This is a genomic window from Flavobacterium sp. KACC 22763, assembly GCF_028736155.1.
Taxonomy (GTDB): domain Bacteria; phylum Bacteroidota; class Bacteroidia; order Flavobacteriales; family Flavobacteriaceae; genus Flavobacterium.
Genome location: NZ_CP117879.1, coordinates 3246086 through 3266723, shown reverse-complemented (window position 1 = coordinate 3266723; position 20638 = coordinate 3246086). Strand labels below are relative to the sequence as shown.

Here is a 20638-nt window from a genome sequence, read left to right as displayed (position 1 = left end):
AAAAATTATTTGGAAAAATGGTTTAACTCTCTTTAACAATGATTAACATTTCATTAATTAATAGTTCGTACTTTTGTATTTCTAACAACTAAAAAATGCAAATAGAATTTTATAAATATCAAGGTACAGGAAATGATTTTGTAATGATTGATAACCGTTCCAATTTCTTTCCAAAAGACGATGTAAAACTTATTGAACGTCTGTGTGACAGACGTTTCGGGATTGGAGCAGACGGATTAATTCTTTTAGAAAATGATTCTGAAACTGATTTCAGAATGGTGTATTATAACTCTGATGGAAATCAAAGTTCGATGTGCGGAAACGGCGGTCGCTGTCTTGTTGCTTTTGCTAATCAATTGGGAGTAATTGATGACAAAACGACTTTTATTGCTACAGACGGATTGCATCACGCTTCTGTAAATGCCGATTCAATTGTTTCTTTACAAATGATCGATGTAAACGAAATTCAGAGAAAAGATTCTTATACTTTCCTAAATACAGGTTCACCGCATCATGTTCAGATCGTAGAAGATTTGGAACATTATAACGTAAAAGAAAACGGAGCCGCAATTCGTTATGGAGAATTGTATGGAGAAAAAGGAAGCAATATCAACTTTGTAAAAAAAGTAGATAACGATACTTTTTCTTTAAGAACCTACGAAAGAGGTGTTGAAGACGAAACCCTTGCCTGCGGAACTGGTGCTACAGCAGTAGCAATTGCTATGAATGCTATAGGAGAAACAGATAAAACTTCAATTAATTTAAATGTTGAAGGAGGAAAACTTGTCGTTTCTTTTGATAAAGATAATGGTGGTTATACCAATGTTTTCCTGACAGGACCTGCAAAATTTGTATTCAAAGGAACAATTGAGATTTAAATCTAAAATCTACAATCAAAAATCTAAAATTGTAAAATGATAACATTAAAAGGCGATTCGATTTATTTGCGTGCACTCGAACCTCAAGATTTAGAATTCATTTATTCTATAGAAAACGATGAGAATATCTGGGAAGTTAGCAATACGCAAACTCCTTATAGCCGTTTTTTGATTAAACAATATTTAGAGAATGCCCATCAAGACATTTATGAGGCAAAACAGCTTCGTTTGGCTATCTGTCAAGACGAAGATTTTCCTGCAATTGGATTAATAGATTTGTTTGAATTTGATCCTAGAAATAATAGGGCAGGGATTGGTATTGTCATTCAGAAAGAAGAAAATCAAGGAAAAAACATTGGCTCTGAAGCTTTAGAGCTTTTAATTAAATATTCTTTTACTAACTTAAACCTCCATCAATTATATGCAAATATTGGTGTGCAAAATGTAGCGAGTATTGCACTTTTTACTAAATTTGGTTTCAAGAAAATCGGAATAAAAAAAGATTGGATTTTGTATCATAACCACTATCATGATGAAGCAATTTTTCAGCTAATTAACAAACAAATTTAAATTTTAAGCTTTGAGTCTAAAAAAAATAATCACAATAAGTGCCGTAGCCATAATTTCAGTTTTATTGATTTATGGTTTTATATTAATCAGTAAAATATTTAGTTCTAATACTAAATTTGAAGAAAAAGAGATATACGTTTATGTGCCGACAGACGCTAATTATACTGATGTAAAAAAAATATTAGCACCATACATCAAGAATTTTGACAACTTTGAAATGGTTGCCGAAAAAAGAGATTATCCGGAAAACGTAAAATCAGGTCGTTTTCTTTTAAAGAAAGACATGAATAATATCGACTTAGTTCGTGCAATGCGTTCTAATATTCCAGTTAAGTTGGTTTTTAATAATCAAGAACGTTTAGAGAATTTTGCAGGAAGAATTGGAAAAGAAATCGAAGCTGATAGTTTATCACTATTGAAAGCTATCAAAGATTCTACATTTTTAGCCGCAAACGGATTTAATGAAGAAAATGTCTTTGCAATGTTTATTCCAAATACTTATGAAATTTATTGGAATACTTCGGCTGAGAAATTCCGTGATAAAATGATTAAAGAATATCACAATTTCTGGACAGCTGATAGAATCGCCAAAGCAAAAGCGCAAGGTTTAACACCTGTACAGGCAACAATTTTAGCATCAATTGTTCACAAAGAATCAGTTAAAAAAGATGAAAGACCTCGAATCGCGGGAGTTTATTTAAACCGTTTGCGTTTAGAAATGCCATTGCAAGCAGATCCAACGGTTATTTATGCTTTAAAATTGAGAGATAACGATTTTGATCAAGTTATAAAAAGAGTTTTTTATAATGATTTGGTAATGAGATCTCCATATAATACTTATGTGAATAAAGGACTTCCGCCAGGACCAATCGCAATGCCTGATATTACAGCTCTTGAAGCGGTTTTAAATCCAGAGAAGAACGATTATATCTATTTCTGCGCAAGTGTTGATCGTTTCGGATATCATGAATTTGCGGCGACATTAGCAGAACATAATGTAAATGCAAAAAAATATTCTGATTGGATAGCAAGTCAGGGGGTAACTAGATAATTTTATTTATCCATTAAAATATTAAGAACCGAAGTAAATTTTACTTCGGTTTTTTTGTTGTTGTTTTTTGATGTAAAAATACTTCTAGAATTGAAAAATTGTGAAATTATGATTTTGGATATTTTTTAGGTTGAAGTAATAAAAAAATAAACATTTTTTAATGTTGAATTTTATAAAATTCAAAAAGTGACTTTCAAGATTTGTATAAAAACTCATGATTTTAATGTGAGAAAAAACTTTCTTTTTGATGAAATTTGCTTAAAATTTATATAAAAAGCGATTTTTTTTGGCTCCATTTTTCAATTTTTAGGGTCAAAAAAATAAGCTTCAAATCTTTCGGAAACCATTATGATAACTGGGATGAAAGTGATTTACGTTTTTACGTAAAAAACGCTAATCTGTTGATTTTAAGCATATTTTTAAAATAGCTTATCTTTGCAGCGTAGAAATTTCAAGAGGGTGACAGCGTCTTGAAGAAAAACAATTTATGATAAAGAAATGGTATTTTTATGCGAGTTTAGTCGTTATTATTACATTTTTAAGTTTGGGATTTATTCCTTCTAACCATGAAACCAAACCTTGGTTTTTAATTGAAAAAACAGATGGATCAGAATACATTTTTCCATCAAAAGAAAAAGATGATTATCCTAAAATCGCAAATGTCCCATTTACAGGAAATCGTCTTATAGGATTTAAAGAAGCAGTCGCTTTTAAAGAATCACAAGGGCAATACAGATTAGTAAACACTCTTGGTTATATGGGTAAATATCAATTTGGTTCTAAAGCTTTGAGAGCAATCGGAATTAATGATAATAAAGCCTTTTTAAAAGATCCTGCTCTACAAGAAAAAGCTTTTATGGCTTTACTAGCCAAAAACAAATGGATTTTACGTTACGAAATTGAAAAGTATCAAGGTAAAATCATCAGTGGTATCGAAATTACCGAATCTGGAATTTTAGCTGCAGCGCATTTAGGTGGTGCAGGTTCTGTAAAGAATTTTTTCAAAAACAAAGGAAGCAGACATTTTAGAGATGCTTTCGGAACTTCTTTGAAAAGCTACATGAGAGATTTTGCAGGTTACGATCTTTCTTTTATAGAAGCAGATAGTAACGCAACAGTAAACGACTAAATTAAAAGAGGTTGTTTCACATTTGTGAAATAACCTCTTTTTCTATTTATTTTCCATATCGGTAATCACTGAAAACCGAGACTGAGACTGTAAAACTTAATCTATTAGAGCTTCTAAGATTTTTATTGCCGCTTCACTTATTTTAGTTCCAGGTCCAAAAACTGCCGAAGCCCCAGCATCAAACAAGAATTGATAGTCCTGAGACGGAATAACACCACCTACAATTACCATAATATCTTCGCGTCCATGTTTCTTTAATTCGTCTATTACTTGCGGAACCAAAGTTTTGTGTCCTGCTGCCAATGAAGAAACTCCTAAAATATGCACATCATTCTCAACAGCTTGTTTTGCCGCCTCTGCAGGAGTTTGAAATAATGGGCCTATATCAACATCAAAACCAACATCGGCATAACCTGTAGCAACTACTTTTGCGCCTCGATCGTGACCGTCTTGTCCCATTTTTGCAATCATAATTCTAGGACGTCTACCTTCTTGTTTAGCAAAAACATCTGCTAGTTGTTTTGCTCGCTCAAAATTCTCGTCATTTTTTATTGCTGCACTATACACTCCGCTAAAAGATTTAATTTGTGCTTTAAAACGGCCAAAAACAGTTTCCAATGCATTACTGATTTCGCCTAATGTTGCTCTGTTTCTAGCGGCTTCAACTGCATTTTCTAGTAAGTTTCCTTGTCCTGTCTGCGCACAATGGATTAATTTTTCTAGTGACTTATTTACTTTCTCAGAATCTCTTGTTCGTTTTATTTCTTCAAGACGTTCGACTTGCTGTTTACGAACCAACTGATTGTCTACATCTAGAATATCCAACGGATCTTCTTTTTCTAAACGATATTTATTTACGCCGACAATAATATCTTGCCCGCTGTCAATTCTTGCTTGTTTTCTTGCGGCAGCCTCTTCAATTCGAAGTTTCGGAATTCCAGCTTCAATGGCTTTAGTCATTCCGCCGAGTTCTTCTACTTCTTCAATTAATTTCCAAGTCTTTTCTACGATGTCATTAGTCAAACTTTCAACATAATAACTTCCTGCCCAAGGATCTACCGTTTTAGTGATTTTGGTTTCCTCTTGAAGAAAGATTTGCGTATTTCGAGCAATTCTAGCAGAGAAATCTGTTGGAAGCGCGATTGCCTCGTCTAAAGCATTGGTGTGAAGTGATTGTGTTCCGCCAAAAGCGGCCGCTGCTGCTTCAATACAAGTTCTTGCTACATTGTTAAACGGATCTTGTTCTGTTAAACTCCAACCGCTGGTTTGGCAGTGTGTTCTTAAAGCTAAAGATTTATCACTTTTTGGATTAAACTGCTGTAATAATTTTGCCCAAATCATTCGCCCAGCTCTCATTTTGGCTATTTCCATAAAATGATTCATTCCGATTGCCCAAAAGAAAGATAGTCTTGGAGCAAAATCATCAATCGTCATTCCTGTAGATAATCCAGTTCTGATGTATTCTAAACCATCTGCTAAAGTGTAAGCTAATTCAATATCGGCCGTTGCTCCGGCTTCCTGCATGTGGTAGCCAGAAATGGAAATAGAATTGAATTTTGGCATTTTTTTGCTCGTAAATTCAAATATATCAGCGATTATTTTCATAGAAGGAGTTGGAGGGTAGATATAAGTATTTCTAACCATAAATTCCTTTAAAATATCATTTTGGATTGTTCCTGCTAATTTCTCTGGACTAACGCCTTGTTCTTCTGCAGCAACAATATAAAAAGCCATAATCGGTAAAACGGCCCCATTCATAGTCATCGAAACGGACATTTCGTCAAGCGGAATCTGATCGAAAAGCACTTTCATGTCCTCTACAGAATCAATTGCAACGCCTGCTTTACCAACATCGCCCACAACTCGTTCATGATCTGAATCGTAACCGCGATGCGTTGGAAGATCAAAAGCAATGGAAAGTCCTTTTTGACCTGCAGCTAAATTTTTTCTATAAAAAGCATTACTTTCTTCCGCTGTAGAAAATCCTGCATATTGACGTATGGTCCACGGACGGCGTACATACATTGTTGCGTATGGACCGCGTAAATTTGGTGCAAAACCAGCTCCGAAATCAATGTGTTCCAAATGCTCAATATCCTGCTCAGAATAGGATTGCTTTATAGCAATTCCTTCAGCGGTGAGAAAGCTATTGGTTTGCTTCTTTTCTCTTTTTTTTGGCTTATCTAACTTAATATGTTGAATGTTTTTTCTCGACATAATTATTTTTTTACAGGCTCAGTTTTAATTTCAGATATTGGAAATGACATTGAATACAGTACCCGTACTATTTTTCCATTTTGTTTTCCCGGAATCCATTTAGGTGAAAGCTTAAGCACACGAATAGATTCCCTACCTGTTCCATACCCAATGTCACGAAGAATCTTTATTTCCGATAGAGCACCATCTTTCTCTACGACGAAAGTTGCGTAAACCTTTCCTTTTAAGCCTTCTTCATCAGGTATTTGGAAGTTGTTGTTGAAAAACTGATAGAATTTTTCCAATCCTCCAGGAAAGTCAGGTTTTACTTCTATACCAGCTATATTGTAAATCAAATTGTCATCGTCAGGAGCTATTGTAGTTGTATGACTTGGTTCATCTATAGTAAGCGCACCTATACCACCTTCTTCATCAGCCCAAGGATTGTACATGCCTCTCTTCAGACGACACGGAACAGTTTTTCCTGCCAAGGTTGCTGGTGACCATTTCGGGCTTAATGCCATAACACGTAATGCCTCTTTTTCATTTATAGTTGGTTTTGGATTAATTATCTTAATATCGGTAATTGCACCATTTTTTTGTACCGTAAATTCTACTTGGATATGTTGGGCTCCTTTTTTTTCGGGTGTCCATTGCATATTTTTTTGAACAAAATCAACCCATTCATTCCATCCGCCTGGGAAAACGGGATTGTCTTTAACTTCTTCCTCAGTGTAAATTTTAGCTTGGCCAAGCATTAATTGTGAGCTCACAAGCAAAATAAGTATGGCAATTTTTTTCATATCATTCTTCAGTTTCTAATCTTTCCTGTTCCAGCTTTTCAGCTAATCTCTTTTCGATAATTGGTGTAATTAATGTTTTTCTAGGTTTAATTTTTACAAAAGGAAACAGCTCTAAATCATGTTTCATTCTATCCTCTTTGTTAGGGTATTTATTTGTGCCTAAAAGAATTTCTTTTTTAGAATCGAATAATTCCTGCTCTTTGTTGGCACTTTCCTGAATTTTCTTTTTGATTGTGCCTTCATTTAGCGGTTTTAGAAAACCTCCATTTGCTTCTATGTCTTTAAATAAGGCTAAACTTTTTTCTGCCAATTGCATCGTTAAGCTTTCGATATAATAGCTTCCGTCGGCTGGGTTGTCTACTTTGTCAAAATAACTTTCGTGTTTTAAAATCAATAGCTGATTTCTTGAAATGCGATCGCCAAATTCGTTGTCTTTGTGATACAATGCGTCGTAAGGCAAATTGGCAATTGCATCTGCACCGCCCAAAATTGCTGACATACATTCAGTTGTGGTACGAAGCATATTGACATTATAATCGTAAATGGTTTTATTTCGCTTTGTTGGTGTTGCCAATATATGACATTCGATTTTTGAATCGTATTCTTGTGCAATTAAATCAAAAAGCATTCGAAGCGCACGAAGTTTAGCTATTTCGAAAAAATAATTTGTTCCTACAGAAACTTGAAAAACGATAGATTTTGCTGTAGCAGAGAAACGATTTAAATATTCGTTTGCGTGTGCTAAGCTATAAGCAATTTGCTGTGTAATATTGGCACCCGAATTTTGATACAATCCCAAATCTACACTGAGAAGATTTAAATTGGTTGTATTTTTAAAGAGTAAATCTAAAGTTTCAAAATTATTTTTTTCCGAAGTTGTAAACCAATTTCCTTCTCTTGCTAATTGTCCGATTGGATCAAAATTGCAATAAAAATTAGCTTTTTTCTGTATTGAAATAGTATCTAATTTTTTAACGAAATCGATTGAGATAAAATTGAAATTAAAGTAAACGGTTTTATTTTCTAAAGGAAGATTTTCCAATAGTTTTTGAACATCAATTTTATCATTTTCAATTGTAAAACGAAGACTTTCTGCACCTCTTTCTAAAGTATTTAAAGCTCGTTCGATAGATTTTTCTATATCGAAAACAAAGATATTTTGGCAGATTTTAAAATCTGAGGCTTGAGTATTTACATTTGCTGCTTTTGTAAACTCATCGCTATGATAAAAAGGTTTTACCTGAATATCTTCTGGCGAATTCCAAATAACAGTTTGATTGTAATCGGCTCCATCTAATTCAAACTGAATTTTTTGTTTCCATTGTTTGGATGAAATCGGATTAAAATCGTCGAATAGGTTAGTGGCCATTGTAGTTTTTTTGATTATTCTTTTTCTTGAATTGTGTCTCCTTCAAATTGTATGATGTAAATATCCTCGCTGTCTTTTTTCATAAAGTACTTTTCGCGAGCGTATTTTTCAATTTGTTCTGGATTTTTGAGCAGTTTAATCTGTTCTTGATCTTTTCTGATTTCCTCTTGATAATACTTTTTATTATCCTCAAGTTCATGTATCTGTTGATCCAGAAAACGATGATCAAAATAAGAGTAATTGTCTAAAAATAACATCCAAACGATAAAAAATAGCAAAACCCAAACGTATTTGTTTCCAAGGTATTTGAACCATTTTTTGTCTTTGTATGGATTTTTAAATTTCATTTTAAACGAATATTTCTTTTGAATTTGTTATTTCTAGCCCCGATAGAAGTGAAAATCCTTTTGTGTCTCGTTTCTTTAACGAGACACAAAAGATTGCAACGAATAGCGGGAATCAGCTTCTAATTATTATGGTTTAAATTTACGATAAAAATTATGAAATACGCTGATTAATTACAGCCCGAACTACATCAATTGCTACTGTATTGTATTTGTCATTTGGTATAATAATATCTGCAAATGCTTTAGTAGGTTCTATAAATTGCTCATGCATAGGTTTTAAAGTTGTTTGGTAACGGTTTAAAACCTCGTCAATATCACGTCCGCGTTCAGAAATATCTCTTTTTAAACGACGGATTAATCTCTCATCAGAATCGGCATGAACATAAATTTTGATATCAAAAAGCTCACGCAATTCTGGATTTGTCAAAATTAAGATTCCTTCAACAATCATTACTTTTCTAGGATGAGTGGTAATTGTATCATCAGTTCTGTTGTGTTGAATAAATGAATATACAGGCTGATCAATGGTTTCACCTGCTTTTAAAGCTTTTAGATGTTTTACCAATAATTCAAAATCAATGGCACGAGGGTGATCAAAATTGATTAATGCTCTCTCGTCAAAAGACAAGTTATGGTTTTCTTTATAATACGAATCTTGAGAAATTACGCCAACTTCAGTGTCTGGTAATTCGTTCATGATTTGGTGTACAACCGTTGTTTTTCCGCTTCCAGTTCCTCCTGCAATTCCAATAATGAGCATAAAATTTTTGTTTGATATTTGTTTGGCAAAAATAATAATTTAACTGAATCGCTAAACATTTAAAATAATTTAACCATATAAGTAATGTAAGTAAATTTAAGCAATCAGATTTTTAAACATTTTTTTACTTCATTGAACTTATATCACTTATATGGTTAAAAAGCATAAAAAAATCCCGAAAGTAAACCTTCGGGATTTTGTGCAATCAGTATAGTTTAAAAAAATATTCTGAATTTAGTAAGCACTTGTAATTATTTATTCTTTTTTGCTTTAATCATCATTTCAAGCTGATCCCAAAGTTCTTCTGGAATTGCTTCTAATAAATTGAATTGTCCAGCACCTTTTAACCATTCGCCACCGTCAATTGTGATTACATCTCCGTTGATATAAGATGAAAAATCAGAAACTAAATAAGCGGCTAAATTTGCTAATTCTTGGTGATCTCCAACTCTTTTTAATGGTACTTTTTTTGCCATGTCAAATTTCTCTGAAAGATCTCCAGGCAATAATCTGTCCCAAGCACCTTTTGTAGGGAATGGTCCAGGAGCAATTGCGTTAGAACGAATTCCGTATTTTGCCCATTCTACAGCAAGACTTCTTGTCATTGCCAAAACTCCCGCTTTTGCCGTAGCACTAGGAACAACATAAGCAGACCCTGTCCAAGCGTAAGTGGTTACTATATTTAAAATCGTTGCCGAAGTTTGTTTTGTATCGATCCAGTGTTTTCCAAAAGCAAGCGTACAGTTTTTAGAACCTTTAAGTACGATATCTATCACAGTATCAAATGCATTTGCGGATAAACGCTCTGTTGGGGAAATGAAATTTCCTGCTGCGTTATTTAAAAGAACATCTACTTTTCCGAAAACTTTTAAAGTTTCTTGAAGCATATTTTCAACTTCTTCGTAATGACGAACGTCACATTGAAGAGGAAGACATTTACCTCCAGTTTGGCTTTCCAGTTCGGCAGCTGTAGTTTTTAACTTCTCTAAATCTCTAGAAGTTATGGCTACTTGAGCTCCTAATTCGAGAAAATATTTGGTCATAGCTTTGCCTAAACCGCTTCCGCCGCCTGTAACGACAATGACTTTGCCTTTTAAAGCATCATCACGTAACATTTTATCTGTGTAGCTCATATTTTTTCTTTTTTTTACAATATTAATTAAATAAAATAGGATGCACGCATAATAATGTTATAAAATTTCAATAAATTTTATATTTCACATAATTTTTTTGCTGCAGACTCAAGTGTAAAATCGTCTTTGGCAAAACAGAAACGAATTAATTTTTGATCTTTATGATCTGAATAGAAAGTTGAAATTGGAATTGCCGCAACACCATGATTTATAATCAGATTTTTGCAGAAAGTAACATCGTCTTCATTTGAAATATTGGCATAAGAAGCGACTTGAAAATACGTTCCTTCGCAAGGTTTCAATTCAAAACGGCTATTTTGGAGTAGTTTCTGAAAATAATCTCGTTTCTCTTGATAGAATTTTCCAAGAAGATTAACGTCAACAACATCAAGATATTCGCTAATAGCAAATTGCGAAATGCTGTTTACACTGAAAACCAAAAACTGATGCACTTTTTTGATTTCTTTCATTAAATGTTCTGGCGCAATGGTATAGCCAATTTTCCAGCCCGTAATATGAAATGATTTTCCAAAGGAAGAAACCATTACACAACGGTCTAAAAGAAAATCTTTTGTATGTGCCGAAATATGTTTTTCTTCAAAAGTGATATATTCGTAAACTTCATCAGACAAAATGATAATGTCTGGATATTTTTCAAGAAGATTTTTTAACTGTACAAAATCATTTTCGGTTAAAATTTTCCCCGTCGGATTATGCGGATTATTGATAATCATCATTCTGGTTTTAGCAGAACATGCTTTTTCAATTCTCTCCCAGTTTGGTGTATAATCATCGTTTAGTGCTACTCGAACAGGTTTTGCTTTGCACAATAAAACTGGAGATTCATAAGAATCATAACTCGGATCCAGAATGATTACTTCGTCGTTTTCTTTTACTAAAGCCAAAATTGTAGTGAAAATTCCTTGAGTAGCGCCAGCAGTAACCAAAAGTTCTGTATCTGGATTAATTGTTCTGTTATAAGAATCCTGAGTTAATTTTGCAATTTTGTTCATCAACGGCGGATAACCTGCCATTGGTGTATATTGATGTACATTTTCTTTCGCTAATCTGGCAACAATATCAGTTAATCTTTCATCAACAGGAAAATTTGGAAATCCCTGCGAAAGATTGATTGCATTGTATTCGGCTGCCATTTTTGACATTACCGTAAAAATGCTTGTGGTTACGTTTGGAAGTTTACTCATAATAAAGTTTGGTTAGGAAAAAACTTGCGAGTAATTATTTTGGAGAACTATTTACATACATAGGTGCAGAAAAAAGAACTCTAACGGTTTTATTGTTTTGTTTTCCAGGACTCCATTTTGGAGACATTTTTAAAACACGAATTGCTTCCCTTCCTGTTTCGAAACCAATATCTCTCAATATTCTAATGTCGCTTAAAGAACCGTCTTTTTCTATGACAAAAGTGACATAGATTTTTCCTTTTAATTCTGGATTACTTGCAGGAATTTTAAAATTCTTCTCGACAAATTTATTAAATTCAATCATTCCTCCTGGGAAATCAGGTTTGATATCTATTCCGGCAGTATTGTAAACACTGTAATCATCGTTAGGAATATCGCCTTCTGGGTAAGCTTTATTAGTAGGTTCGTCAATTGTGAGAACATCGTCAGTTTTTGTTTTTGGAGTTTGAGCAAATATATTTTGTACAAAACAAATCAAAATTAACAGAAGAAATTTTTTCATTATGATGGTTTTAGAGTTAGTTTACATTTTATGAATAATAAAAATCGCAGGACGTTTATCAATGTCAATTTTTAGTTTTTTCCAATCAGAAACTTTCATTGTTTTGATGAATTCCGTTGGAAGTGTAATGTCAGCTGCAATACAAAGATGAGTTGCAGGACTTAAAATTTGCAAAAGATCTTCAATTAATTTATTGTTTCTGTATGGAGTTTCAATAAATAGTTGCGATTGATTTTTATCATAAGATAATTTCTCGAAATGACGAATTGCCGATTTTTTTTCATCTTTATCAATTGGCAAATAACCATTAAAAGTAAAACTCTGACCGTTCATTCCTGAAGCCATCATGGCTAGTAGGATAGAAGAAGGACCAACTAAAGGTACAACTTGAATCCCTTTTTCGTGCGCCAGTTTTACAATTGCAGCACCAGGATCTGCAACTCCAGGACAGCCAGCTTCACTCATTAATCCCATGTTTTTTCCTTCTAATAAAGGTTTAATGAAATCATTATGTTCGCTAGTTTCTGTTCTTTTGTTTAAAGTAAAAAGAACCAGTTCAGATTGTTTTTTTTCTGGATACACTGCTTTTATAGATTTTCTGGCAGTTTTATCATTTTCAACAATATAATGGTCGATAACTTCTATCGTTCTTCTAACAGTTTGAGGTAAAACATCCATCGGATCGCTTTCGCCCATTGTGGTTGGAATTAAATATAGTTTTCCGAAAGATTTCATAATGTGTTTTGTTTAAAATTAAAAAATTCAATTATCTCTTTTTTGGAAACAATTGAATTAGATTAGGAGTGTTTTTTAAGAAGCTGATCTGCAATTAAATCAGTTACTTCGTCCAGCATTTGGTAAACGTTGTCAAAACCGTTTGCAGAGCCGTAATACGGATCTGGTACATCGACGTTTTCATTTGGAAATAATTCGTTTAAAATCAAACGAACTTTATTTTTATGTTCAGGAGTTTTAGCTAAATGGACAACATCGCGAAAATTAGAATTATCCATCACATAGATGTAATCAAACTCATCAAAATCAGAGACTTTTATCTGTCGTCCTTTTTGTGCGCTGATGTTGATTCCGTTTTTTCTCGCAACTTCTATAGAACGTTTGTCGGGACAATGACCAATATGCCATGAGCCTGTTCCGGCAGAATCAATAAAGAATTTATCTTCGGGTAGTTTAGAAGCAAGAATTCCTTCTGCTAAAGGAGATCTGCAAATGTTCCCTAAACAAACCATTAAGATTTTTACAGGCATGGCGCGTCTTAAAGCGTTAGTTTTTTATTGATGTCTTCAACAAACTTTTTAAATTGTTTGTCTGTAGAAACTAAGTTATCGACTGTTTTACAAGCGTGAAGAACAGTTGCGTGATCGCGGTCTCCAATTTGTGAACCAATATTAGCCAAAGAAGCTTTGGTGAATTTTTTTGCAAAAAACATCGCTAGTTGTCTAGCTTGTACAACGTGCCTCTTTCTGGTTTTAGATTGAAGTGTTTCAATATCCAATTGGAAATAGTCTGAAACAATTTTTTGGATATAATCGATTGAGATTTCTCTCTTTACGTTTTTAACAAATTTCTCTACAACGCTTTTTGCTAGCTCGATCGTAACTTCTTTTTTGTTGAAAGATGATTGGGCGATTAACGAAATAATAGCGCCTTCAAGTTCTCTAACATTAGATTTGATGTTACGAGCAACATATTCTAAAATATCTTCTGGCATTTCTACACCATCGCGGTATAAAATGTTTTTTAAGATTGAGATACGAGTTTCGTAGTCAGGCTGGTGTAATTCTGCAGACAATCCCCATTTGAAACGAGATAATAATCTTTGTTCGATATCCTGCATATCAACAGGAGCTTTATCAGAAGTTAAGATTACTTGTTTTCCGTTTTGGTGCAAATAGTTGAAAATGTGGAAGAATACATCTTGTGTTCCTGATTTTCCAGATAAGAACTGAACATCATCAATAATCAAAACATCGATTAACTGATAAAAATGAATAAAGTCATTACGATTATTCTTTTTAACAGAATCAATGTATTGTTGCGTGAAAATCTCAGCAGAAATATATAAAACGGTCTTTTCCGGATATTTGTCTTTTACTTCTACACCTATAGCATGCGCTAAGTGTGTTTTTCCTAAACCAACTCCTCCAAAAATCAATAACGGATTAAATGAAGTTCCCCCTGGTTTGTTGGCAACTGCCATACCAGCAGAACGAGCCAAACGGTTTGAATCTCCTTCTAAGAAATTATCAAAACTGTAGTTTGGATTTAACTGAGACTCAATTTTTAAATTTCTAATTCCAGGAATTACAAAAGGATTTTTAAGTTCAGGATTTAAGTTTTTAAACGGAGCGTCAACCTCTTGCGGTTTCATTGGCACTCTGTTGGCACTTGGCAGCTGCTCGGTAAACGGCTGTTTATTGCCATAAGTGTTCTCCATTTTAATTTTATAGAGTAACTTTGCGTTTTTTCCCAGTTCTTTGGTAAGCGCAACTTTCAATAATTTTACGTAATGCTCTTCGAGCCATTCGTAGAAAAATTTACTCGGAACCTGAATGTATAATGCGTTATCGGTTAGCTCAACTGATTTGATTGGTTCGAACCAAGTTTTATATGCTTGGTCTTGAATATTATCCTTTATAAAGGACAAACAGTTTTCCCATACCGATTGAGCAGTTTTAGTCATAGATTCAGATAAATTTTTATTATTGTTATAAAGATTCTCCTAATAAAAGTGGAGCAATTTTATTCCGTATTTCGGGATAACAAATATGTGAACAAATTTCTGTAAAAAAAAATATTTCGGCATCTAATTTTATAAAAAAAAGTTGTAATGAGGCTTTTTAAATTCGAATTTTTTTAATATTTTATAAATGAAAAATCACCAGACTCAAGTGCGAGTTCGTTACTCAGAAACTGACCAAATGGGAGTTGTTTATCACGGAAATTATGTGCCTTATTTTGAGATTGGACGCGTGGAATGGCTTAGAAATAAAGGGGTTTCGTATAAAAGCATGGAAGAAAGCGGAATTGGTCTTCCAATTGTCAACATGAATATCAACTACAAAAAATCGGCACGATACGATGAACTTTTGACAATTCATACCACATTCAAAAGTCACTCTTCTGTGAAGATCGAATTTGACTGTGCGATTTACAATGAGGCAAATGAGTTATTAACAACTGCGACGTTTATTTTAGTATTTGTTGCGTTAAAAACAGGTCGTCCAACAGCCCCTCCAGAATACATTTTAGACATATTCAAATCACTTGATGAAAATTGTTAAAACAACCCTCTTTTTGATGTTAAATTATATAATTTTAATATCAATTTCGAACATTAAATCAAAAATGCTGAATACTGTTTCGGCATTTTTTTTTCGCGTTTTTGTCACAATTTTGCCAATTGGCAATCCAGAAACTTCATCCATTTCCATTTCTTGAGATACAATTTCTAACTTTTTTTCTTTGATCACACGCATCACTTTATTCATGTTTTTGTAATCAAACGAAATTAAAAATTCGACATCAATAGTTTTTTTAACAATCTCGCAAACTTCTAAAGTTTGTTGAGCAGTTGTTCTGTAAGCTGCAATTAAACCGCCAACGCCTAATTTTACCCCTCCAAAAATACGAACCACTACAACTAGAACGTTCGTTACGCCAAAAGATTGTATCTGTCCGTAGATTGGTGCTCCAGCTGTGTTGCTTGGTTCACTATCATCATTGGCACGATACGAAATTTTATTTCCCACCCCCAATTGGTAAGCATAACAATAATGCACCGCGTGCGGATGCTGTTTTTTGAGTCCTTCTATAATGGGTTTTACTTCATCTTCATGATCTATCGGAAAAGCATAGCCAAAGAATTTACTGCCTTTTTCTTTAAACAGTATTTCTTCAGATGCAGTCGCAATAGTTTGATAAGTATCGTTAATTTCCAAATGCTAAGCTTTAAGTTTTTTCGCCACGAATTACACAGATTTCCTCGAATTTTAGTTTTAATTTTTAAGCCAATTCAATTAGTGGAAATTTTGTAATTCGTGGCAACATACTTTTGAATCCTTTTAATCAGTATATCCCGATAGCTATCAGGAGTGGCTAAAATATTTTTTTATAATAATCCTTTGCTAAATAAATCTACCACATCTTCTTTGCCAACTTGAAGATTCCATACTTTAATTCCTAAAGTGGCGGCGCTGTCTGTGTTTTCTGTTTTATCGTCAACAAATAAAGTGTTTTCTGCAATTAGATTATTTTCATTCAAAACAAATTGATAGATTTTTGGATCTGGTTTTCTCATTCCGATATCAAAAGAAAAATAGACTTTTTCAAAACAAGCATAAAAATCTTTGTAAAAAGAAACGCCACTTTTTGTTTCGAATGTATTGATGTGAATAGAATCGGTATTGCTTAAAAGAAACAAGCGATATTTTTTTGATAATTCCTGAAGAAATTCCAGACGATAAAAAGGAAAATCTGCTAAAACGGCATTCCAAGCTTTCAAAATATCTTCTTTAGTAGCATTTGGCAATTGTTTTTGAAAACCGCCAACGAAATCTTCTGGAGAAATAGCTCCAATTTCAAAAGAAAGATTTAATTGATCTAATTCGTTATTCCATTCTTTCATTCCTAGTTTTTGTAAACCAGAAATCGTGGCAGGTTTGTCTAAATTGATGAAAATATCTCCAAAGTCAAAAATTATCGCATTAATCATAATTTCTAATCTGTATTAATTCGTTGCTTAAAATGTTGGTTTTAATAGTGTTTTTTCTTGAAATCTCTGGCGCTTTCGTTCCTTTTTCAAAACTTGTTTTTCCAATAAAAATTCGTGCTTCGTCCCAAAGATTTTCATCGATAAAAGATTGAAGCGTTTGTCTTCCGCCTTCAATAATTACCGATTGAATTTGATTTTGGTATAAAACATCTAAAATCTGAGGTACAATGTTTTTGTTAAAATTAATTGTCTCAAACTGCGTATTTTCTTTTGATGACTTTTCTGTTTCATTAGAAAAAATGATAGTTCTCACGCTGTCATCAAAAATAAAACTGTCTTTATCAATTCGGTTATTTCGATCTATAACAATTCTTGTCGGATTGTTTCCGTCCCAATCTCTAGCATTTAATTTTGGGTTGTCATCAATTACGGTTTGTGTTCCGACCAAAATGGCTTGCTCTTCAGTTCTCCATTTATGAACCAATTGTCTAGAATATTGATTCGTAATCCAAATTGGTTTTCGATCTTGATCAATTGTTTTTTCAGGAGCTAAAAATCCGTCTTGGCTTTCGGCCCATTTTAAAATGATATAAGGTCTTTTTTTCTGATGAAAAGTAAAAAAACGCTTATTCAGTTCGTTGCATTCGTCTTCTAAAACTCCAACTGTAACATTGGCTCCAGCTTCAATTAATTTCAAAATGCCTTTCCCAGCTACCTTTTCATTAGGGTCAACCGTGCCGACTACAACATTCGGAATTTCATTTGCAATAATCAAATCACAGCATGGAGGAGTTTTTCCAAAATGACTGCATGGCTCTAAGCTTACATAAATTGTAGCCTTTTTCAGCAGTGATTTATTTTTTACAGAATTGACGGCATTTACCTCTGCATGCGGTTCTCCAGCCTTTTTATGCCAGCCTTCGCCAATAATCTTGCCTTCATAAACAATCACACTGCCAACCATCGGATTCGGATATGTTGTTCCAAGTCCATTTTGTGCTAGTTCGATGCAGCGTTTTATATATTTTTCATGTATATTCACAGTGCAAAAGTAGTTATTTTTGAGTTTATGGCTAAGTTAAGGAACTATAGAAAAAGTATATTTACTTTTGCATTCATAATGATTTAGAATAAAAAAATGGCAAATTGGCATATACGCACAATTGAAAAGAAAGACAATCAATCAGTTGCAAGTTTGATACGGTCTGTTTTTGATGAAATGGAGATTCCTAAAGTAGGAACCGCATACGAAGATCCTTATCTAGATTTGATGTTTGAAGAATATAGCAAGCCTCAATCGGCATATTTTGTTGTCGAAAATGATGGGGAAATTGTCGGATGTGCAGGAATTGCACCTTTGGAAAATGGAGATCCGGAAATATGTGAATTACAGAAAATGTATTTCCTTCCAAAAACAAGAGGTTTAGGGATTGGATCGCAAATGATGGAAAAATGTTTAGAGCAAGCAAAAACTTTTGGTTTTAAAAAATGTTATATTGAAACCATGCCATTTATGCATGCTGCACAAAAGCTGTATAAAAAATCTGGTTTTGAATATTTAGATGCGCCAATGGGTTGCACTGGACATAATTCTTGTCCTGTATGGATGCTGAAAGTTTTGTGATTTTAGTGTAACAAATTTAAACCAGTAAGACTTATTGAAAGTAAAATGTCAGCTTTTAGGCTGATAGAAATGCTCAAAAAATAAAAATGAAAATTAAACAATATCGTACTCAGTTTATTCAAGAATTATCTCCTTTTTACGATGCGTACGAAGCGGAGAGTTTTTTTTATTTGATTCTAGAAGATAAACACAAACTTCGCCAAATTGATTTAGCTTTAAATCATGAGCTGATGTTTGATGAGAATGATTTCGAGATATGGGACGAATTGCTAAAACAGCTTAAAAAGGAAGTTCCAATTCAGTATTTGCTTGGGAAAACAAACTTTTACGGTTTGGATTTTGAAGTAAATGAAAATGTTTTAATTCCGAGACCAGAAACAGAAGAATTGGTTGAATGGATTATTAATGAAAATGCAACCCCAGATAAAAGCAAAAAAATAAGAATTTTAGATATTGGAACAGGTAGCGGATGTATCGCTATTTCTTTAGCAAAAAACCTTCCAAATGCAGAAGTTGTTGCTATTGATGTTTCTAAAAAGGCAATCGAAACTGCCAAAAGAAATGCAGTGCAGAATAACGTTGAAGTCACTTTTGTTTTGCTAGATATTTTAAAAGAAGAAGAATTAAAATGCCAGTTTGATATCATTGTTTCTAATCCGCCTTACGTGCGAAATTTAGAAAAAGAAGAAATCAAGAAAAATGTTTTGGACTATGAGCCACATTTGGCTCTTTTTGTGGAAGACAACGACGCTTTGATTTTTTATAGAAAAATTGCTTCATTGGCAAAAAATGCTCTTCTAGAAAAAGGAAAATTATATTTCGAAATCAATCAGTATCTCGGAAAAGAAATGATTGATTTGCTTGAGGGTATGAGTTTTCAAAATGTTGAGCTTCGAAAAGATATCTATGATAACGATAGAATGTTGAAAGGAAGTGTTTAAAGTGGTCAGTGTTCAGATTTTTAGTGTTCAGTTTTGGTTTGCGACAAAACTTAATTTAGTCTGGCTACTGAATACTAAAAATCTGAACACTGAATACTAAAAAACTATTCGTAACGCAACGCCTCAATAGGGTCTAGTTTTGATGCTTTGATAGCTGGATACAAGCCAGAAACTATTGCGACCATAAAACTGGTTGCAAAAGCGGCAAAAATAGCCATCCACGGAATTACAAAAACGAAACTCATGGCAGTTGCAATAGCAAAACCAAGCAGAATTCCTAAAACGATTCCAACCAAACCACCAATTTGTCCGATCAATAAAGTTTCTATAAAAAACTGAAAAGCAACGGTTGATCTTTTTGCTCCTAAAGCTTTACGAACGCCAATTTCGCGTGTGCGTTCTGTAACCGAAACAATCATAATATTCATTAAGGCAATAGAAGATCCTAAAATGGTAATAACGGATATAATCCAAGCGGCCCAACCTAAATATTTGGTAATTCCTAAAATTCGGTTTATTAAATCGTCACTGCGTCCAATTCCGAAATTATTATCTCTTACAGGACTCAATTTACGAACTCTTCTCATGGTACTTGTGGCATTATCAACGGCTTCGTCTAAAAGTTCTTTTTTAGAAACCATCACGCTGATTGTATAGTTAATGTCAGGTGCAGAAAACAAGGATCTTGCCACCTGAATCGGAATCAAAACTCGTAAATCCTGGCTATTGCCAAAAGTAGAGCCTTTTTCTTTTAGAACACCAATAACTTTAAATCGTGCACCGCGAATCGAAATGGTTTTGTCTATCGGATTTACATCTTTTAAAAGCCCTTTTTCAAAATCAGAACCAACAATACACGAATAGGTATTATTGTCAATGTCAAACTGGTTAAAAGAACGGCCTAAAGTAGTTTCTAAACCAGAATTGGCAATAAAATGTTCGTCAACACCAACTACGGTAATTTCAGGATCTGTTTTGGTGTCTAAATATTTCACTTCAGCTTTTGAGGTTGCGGTAAACGAAAGAGATGTCTCTGTAAAAGGATATTTGTATTTGTTTTTAAAGGCAACAGCTTCAGGATAAGAAATAATCGGATTGATAACTTCGCGCTCATTTCCGCCACGATTTCGAACCTTATTTTCATATTGGTTAATGTTGAAAGTATTGGCTCCCATTGATGCAAAATTGGTAGAAATTGTATTTTCTAATGCAGAAACTACAGTCAAGATGCCTACCAAAGCGGTAATACCGATAGCAATAATTAAAACGGTAAGAATAGTACGCAGAATTTGTGTTTTGATAGAACCAAAAGCAATTCGGATATTTTCTTTAAATAATTTTAGCATCATGACCAATTTGTCACGAAAATACGTTTTTTGTTACAAGTTTGCTTTCGAT

Annotated in this window: 22 protein-coding genes; 7 read left to right on the top strand and 15 right to left on the bottom strand. The window is 33.5% G+C overall.

The features are described from left to right. Positions 1-95 precede the first annotated feature (95 nt). The 4 genes from dapF (at position 96) to PQ463_RS13230 (ending at position 3628) form a co-directional block, all read left to right on the top strand. Positions 96-878: a diaminopimelate epimerase gene (dapF, locus tag PQ463_RS13245; protein WP_274254126.1), complete on the top strand. Its 783-nt coding sequence runs from the start codon at positions 96-98 to the stop codon at positions 876-878. 36 nt (positions 879-914) lie between these two features. Continuing rightward, positions 915-1448 carry a GNAT family N-acetyltransferase gene (locus tag PQ463_RS13240; protein WP_111426733.1) on the top strand — a complete coding sequence of 178 codons (534 nt, stop codon included), beginning with the start codon at positions 915-917 and terminating at the stop codon, positions 1446-1448. Between the two features lie 10 nt (positions 1449-1458). Next, positions 1459-2499 (top strand): endolytic transglycosylase MltG, encoded by a 1041-nt coding sequence (gene mltG, locus PQ463_RS13235; RefSeq protein WP_274254125.1) that lies wholly within the window; start codon positions 1459-1461, stop codon positions 2497-2499. A 487-nt stretch (positions 2500-2986) separates the two neighbouring features. Then, positions 2987-3628, top strand: a complete 642-nt coding sequence (locus tag PQ463_RS13230; RefSeq protein WP_274254124.1) for a peptidoglycan-binding protein LysM — start codon at positions 2987-2989, stop codon at positions 3626-3628. Between the two features lie 96 nt (positions 3629-3724). On the opposite strand, the gene scpA is transcribed toward PQ463_RS13230, so the two are convergent. The 11 genes from scpA to dnaA form a co-directional block, all read right to left on the bottom strand. Further along, positions 3725-5845 carry a methylmalonyl-CoA mutase gene (gene scpA, locus PQ463_RS13225; protein ID WP_274254123.1) on the bottom strand — a complete coding sequence of 707 codons (2121 nt, stop codon included), beginning with the start codon at positions 5843-5845 and terminating at the stop codon, positions 3725-3727. A 2-nt stretch (positions 5846-5847) separates the two neighbouring features. Next, entirely contained in the window at positions 5848-6627 is a 780-nt protein-coding gene (locus PQ463_RS13220; RefSeq protein ID WP_274254122.1) for an energy transducer TonB, read from the bottom strand. A gap of 1 nt (position 6628) precedes the next feature. Next, entirely contained in the window at positions 6629-7996 is a 1368-nt protein-coding gene (locus PQ463_RS13215) for a methylmalonyl-CoA mutase subunit beta (RefSeq protein ID WP_274254121.1), read from the bottom strand. A gap of 14 nt (positions 7997-8010) precedes the next feature. Beyond that, the gene (locus PQ463_RS13210) at positions 8011-8343 is read right to left on the bottom strand and encodes an FtsB family cell division protein (protein WP_274254120.1); all 333 of its coding nucleotides are present in this window, start codon (positions 8341-8343) and stop codon (positions 8011-8013) included. Positions 8344-8494: 151 nt separating this feature from the next. Further along, positions 8495-9103, bottom strand: a complete 609-nt coding sequence (udk, locus tag PQ463_RS13205; protein WP_111363887.1) for a uridine kinase — start codon at positions 9101-9103, stop codon at positions 8495-8497. A gap of 251 nt (positions 9104-9354) precedes the next feature. Then, positions 9355-10236: an SDR family oxidoreductase gene (locus tag PQ463_RS13200; protein ID WP_008467969.1), complete on the bottom strand. Its 882-nt coding sequence runs from the start codon at positions 10234-10236 to the stop codon at positions 9355-9357. 77 nt (positions 10237-10313) lie between these two features. Next, positions 10314-11441 carry a methionine aminotransferase gene (locus PQ463_RS13195; RefSeq protein ID WP_274254119.1) on the bottom strand — a complete coding sequence of 376 codons (1128 nt, stop codon included), beginning with the start codon at positions 11439-11441 and terminating at the stop codon, positions 10314-10316. Positions 11442-11475: 34 nt separating this feature from the next. Then, positions 11476-11943, bottom strand: a complete 468-nt coding sequence (locus PQ463_RS13190; protein ID WP_274254118.1) for an energy transducer TonB — start codon at positions 11941-11943, stop codon at positions 11476-11478. Positions 11944-11964: 21 nt separating this feature from the next. Further along, complete coding sequence (locus PQ463_RS13185; RefSeq protein ID WP_111363892.1) at positions 11965-12678, bottom strand: SAM-dependent methyltransferase; 714 nt, start codon at positions 12676-12678, stop codon at positions 11965-11967. Positions 12679-12740: 62 nt separating this feature from the next. Next, the gene (locus PQ463_RS13180) at positions 12741-13208 is read right to left on the bottom strand and encodes a low molecular weight protein-tyrosine-phosphatase (protein WP_274254116.1); all 468 of its coding nucleotides are present in this window, start codon (positions 13206-13208) and stop codon (positions 12741-12743) included. A gap of 8 nt (positions 13209-13216) precedes the next feature. Further along, a complete protein-coding gene (gene dnaA, locus PQ463_RS13175) occupies positions 13217-14644 on the bottom strand; it encodes a chromosomal replication initiator protein DnaA (protein ID WP_095931847.1) in 1428 nt (475 codons plus the stop codon). A gap of 187 nt (positions 14645-14831) precedes the next feature. Here dnaA and PQ463_RS13170 point away from each other — a divergent pair, with 187 nt between their 5' ends. Then, positions 14832-15245 carry an acyl-CoA thioesterase gene (locus PQ463_RS13170; RefSeq protein WP_274254115.1) on the top strand — a complete coding sequence of 138 codons (414 nt, stop codon included), beginning with the start codon at positions 14832-14834 and terminating at the stop codon, positions 15243-15245. A 24-nt stretch (positions 15246-15269) separates the two neighbouring features. Here the strand turns inward: PQ463_RS13170 and PQ463_RS13165 are convergent, their stop codons facing one another. The 3 genes from PQ463_RS13165 to ribD form a co-directional block, all read right to left on the bottom strand. Next, positions 15270-15902, bottom strand: a complete 633-nt coding sequence (locus PQ463_RS13165) for an IMPACT family protein (RefSeq protein ID WP_274254114.1) — start codon at positions 15900-15902, stop codon at positions 15270-15272. 170 nt (positions 15903-16072) lie between these two features. Further along, positions 16073-16675 carry an HAD family hydrolase gene (locus tag PQ463_RS13160; RefSeq protein WP_274254113.1) on the bottom strand — a complete coding sequence of 201 codons (603 nt, stop codon included), beginning with the start codon at positions 16673-16675 and terminating at the stop codon, positions 16073-16075. Next, positions 16668-17717, bottom strand: a complete 1050-nt coding sequence (ribD, locus tag PQ463_RS13155) for a bifunctional diaminohydroxyphosphoribosylaminopyrimidine deaminase/5-amino-6-(5-phosphoribosylamino)uracil reductase RibD (RefSeq protein ID WP_274254112.1) — start codon at positions 17715-17717, stop codon at positions 16668-16670. Before ribD ends, PQ463_RS13160 begins: the two co-directional genes overlap by 8 nt. A 96-nt stretch (positions 17718-17813) precedes the next feature. Here ribD and PQ463_RS13150 point away from each other — a divergent pair, with 96 nt between their 5' ends. Next, entirely contained in the window at positions 17814-18299 is a 486-nt protein-coding gene (locus PQ463_RS13150) for a GNAT family N-acetyltransferase (RefSeq protein WP_274254111.1), read from the top strand. An 86-nt stretch (positions 18300-18385) separates the two neighbouring features. Further along, entirely contained in the window at positions 18386-19240 is an 855-nt protein-coding gene (gene prmC / locus PQ463_RS13145; protein WP_274254110.1) for a peptide chain release factor N(5)-glutamine methyltransferase, read from the top strand. Positions 19241-19344: 104 nt separating this feature from the next. Here prmC and PQ463_RS13140 read toward each other — a convergent pair whose 3' ends face one another. After that, entirely contained in the window at positions 19345-20589 is a 1245-nt protein-coding gene (locus PQ463_RS13140) for an ABC transporter permease (RefSeq protein WP_274254108.1), read from the bottom strand. Between the last annotated feature and the right edge of the window lie 49 nt (positions 20590-20638).

Bases quoted from the DNA above. Each gene is read 5' to 3' on its own strand.
- PQ463_RS13190 (WP_274254118.1), bottom strand. From the start codon at position 11,943: ATGAAAAAATTTCTTCTGTTAATTTTGATTTGTTTTGTACAAAATATA.
- PQ463_RS13200 (WP_008467969.1), bottom strand. From the start codon at position 10,236: ATGAGCTACACAGATAAAATGTTACGTGATGATGCTTTAAAAGGCAAA.
- PQ463_RS13180 (WP_274254116.1), bottom strand. From the start codon at position 13,208: ATGCCTGTAAAAATCTTAATGGTTTGTTTAGGGAACATTTGCAGATCT.
- PQ463_RS13240 (WP_111426733.1), top strand. From the start codon at position 915: ATGATAACATTAAAAGGCGATTCGATTTATTTGCGTGCACTCGAACCT.
- PQ463_RS13185 (WP_111363892.1), bottom strand. From the start codon at position 12,678: ATGAAATCTTTCGGAAAACTATATTTAATTCCAACCACAATGGGCGAA.
- udk (WP_111363887.1), bottom strand. From the start codon at position 9,103: ATGCTCATTATTGGAATTGCAGGAGGAACTGGAAGCGGAAAAACAACG.
- PQ463_RS13195 (WP_274254119.1), bottom strand. From the start codon at position 11,441: ATGAGTAAACTTCCAAACGTAACCACAAGCATTTTTACGGTAATGTCA.
- PQ463_RS13220 (WP_274254122.1), bottom strand. From the start codon at position 6,627: ATGAAAAAAATTGCCATACTTATTTTGCTTGTGAGCTCACAATTAATG.
- dapF (WP_274254126.1), top strand. From the start codon at position 96: ATGCAAATAGAATTTTATAAATATCAAGGTACAGGAAATGATTTTGTA.
- PQ463_RS13160 (WP_274254113.1), bottom strand. From the start codon at position 16,675: ATGATTAATGCGATAATTTTTGACTTTGGAGATATTTTCATCAATTTA.
- scpA (WP_274254123.1), bottom strand. From the start codon at position 5,845: ATGTCGAGAAAAAACATTCAACATATTAAGTTAGATAAGCCAAAAAAA.
- PQ463_RS13170 (WP_274254115.1), top strand. From the start codon at position 14,832: ATGAAAAATCACCAGACTCAAGTGCGAGTTCGTTACTCAGAAACTGAC.
- prmC (WP_274254110.1), top strand. From the start codon at position 18,386: ATGAAAATTAAACAATATCGTACTCAGTTTATTCAAGAATTATCTCCT.
- PQ463_RS13230 (WP_274254124.1), top strand. From the start codon at position 2,987: ATGATAAAGAAATGGTATTTTTATGCGAGTTTAGTCGTTATTATTACA.
- PQ463_RS13210 (WP_274254120.1), bottom strand. From the start codon at position 8,343: ATGAAATTTAAAAATCCATACAAAGACAAAAAATGGTTCAAATACCTT.
- dnaA (WP_095931847.1), bottom strand. From the start codon at position 14,644: ATGACTAAAACTGCTCAATCGGTATGGGAAAACTGTTTGTCCTTTATA.
- PQ463_RS13215 (WP_274254121.1), bottom strand. From the start codon at position 7,996: ATGGCCACTAACCTATTCGACGATTTTAATCCGATTTCATCCAAACAA.
- PQ463_RS13140 (WP_274254108.1), bottom strand. From the start codon at position 20,589: ATGATGCTAAAATTATTTAAAGAAAATATCCGAATTGCTTTTGGTTCT.
- PQ463_RS13150 (WP_274254111.1), top strand. From the start codon at position 17,814: ATGGCAAATTGGCATATACGCACAATTGAAAAGAAAGACAATCAATCA.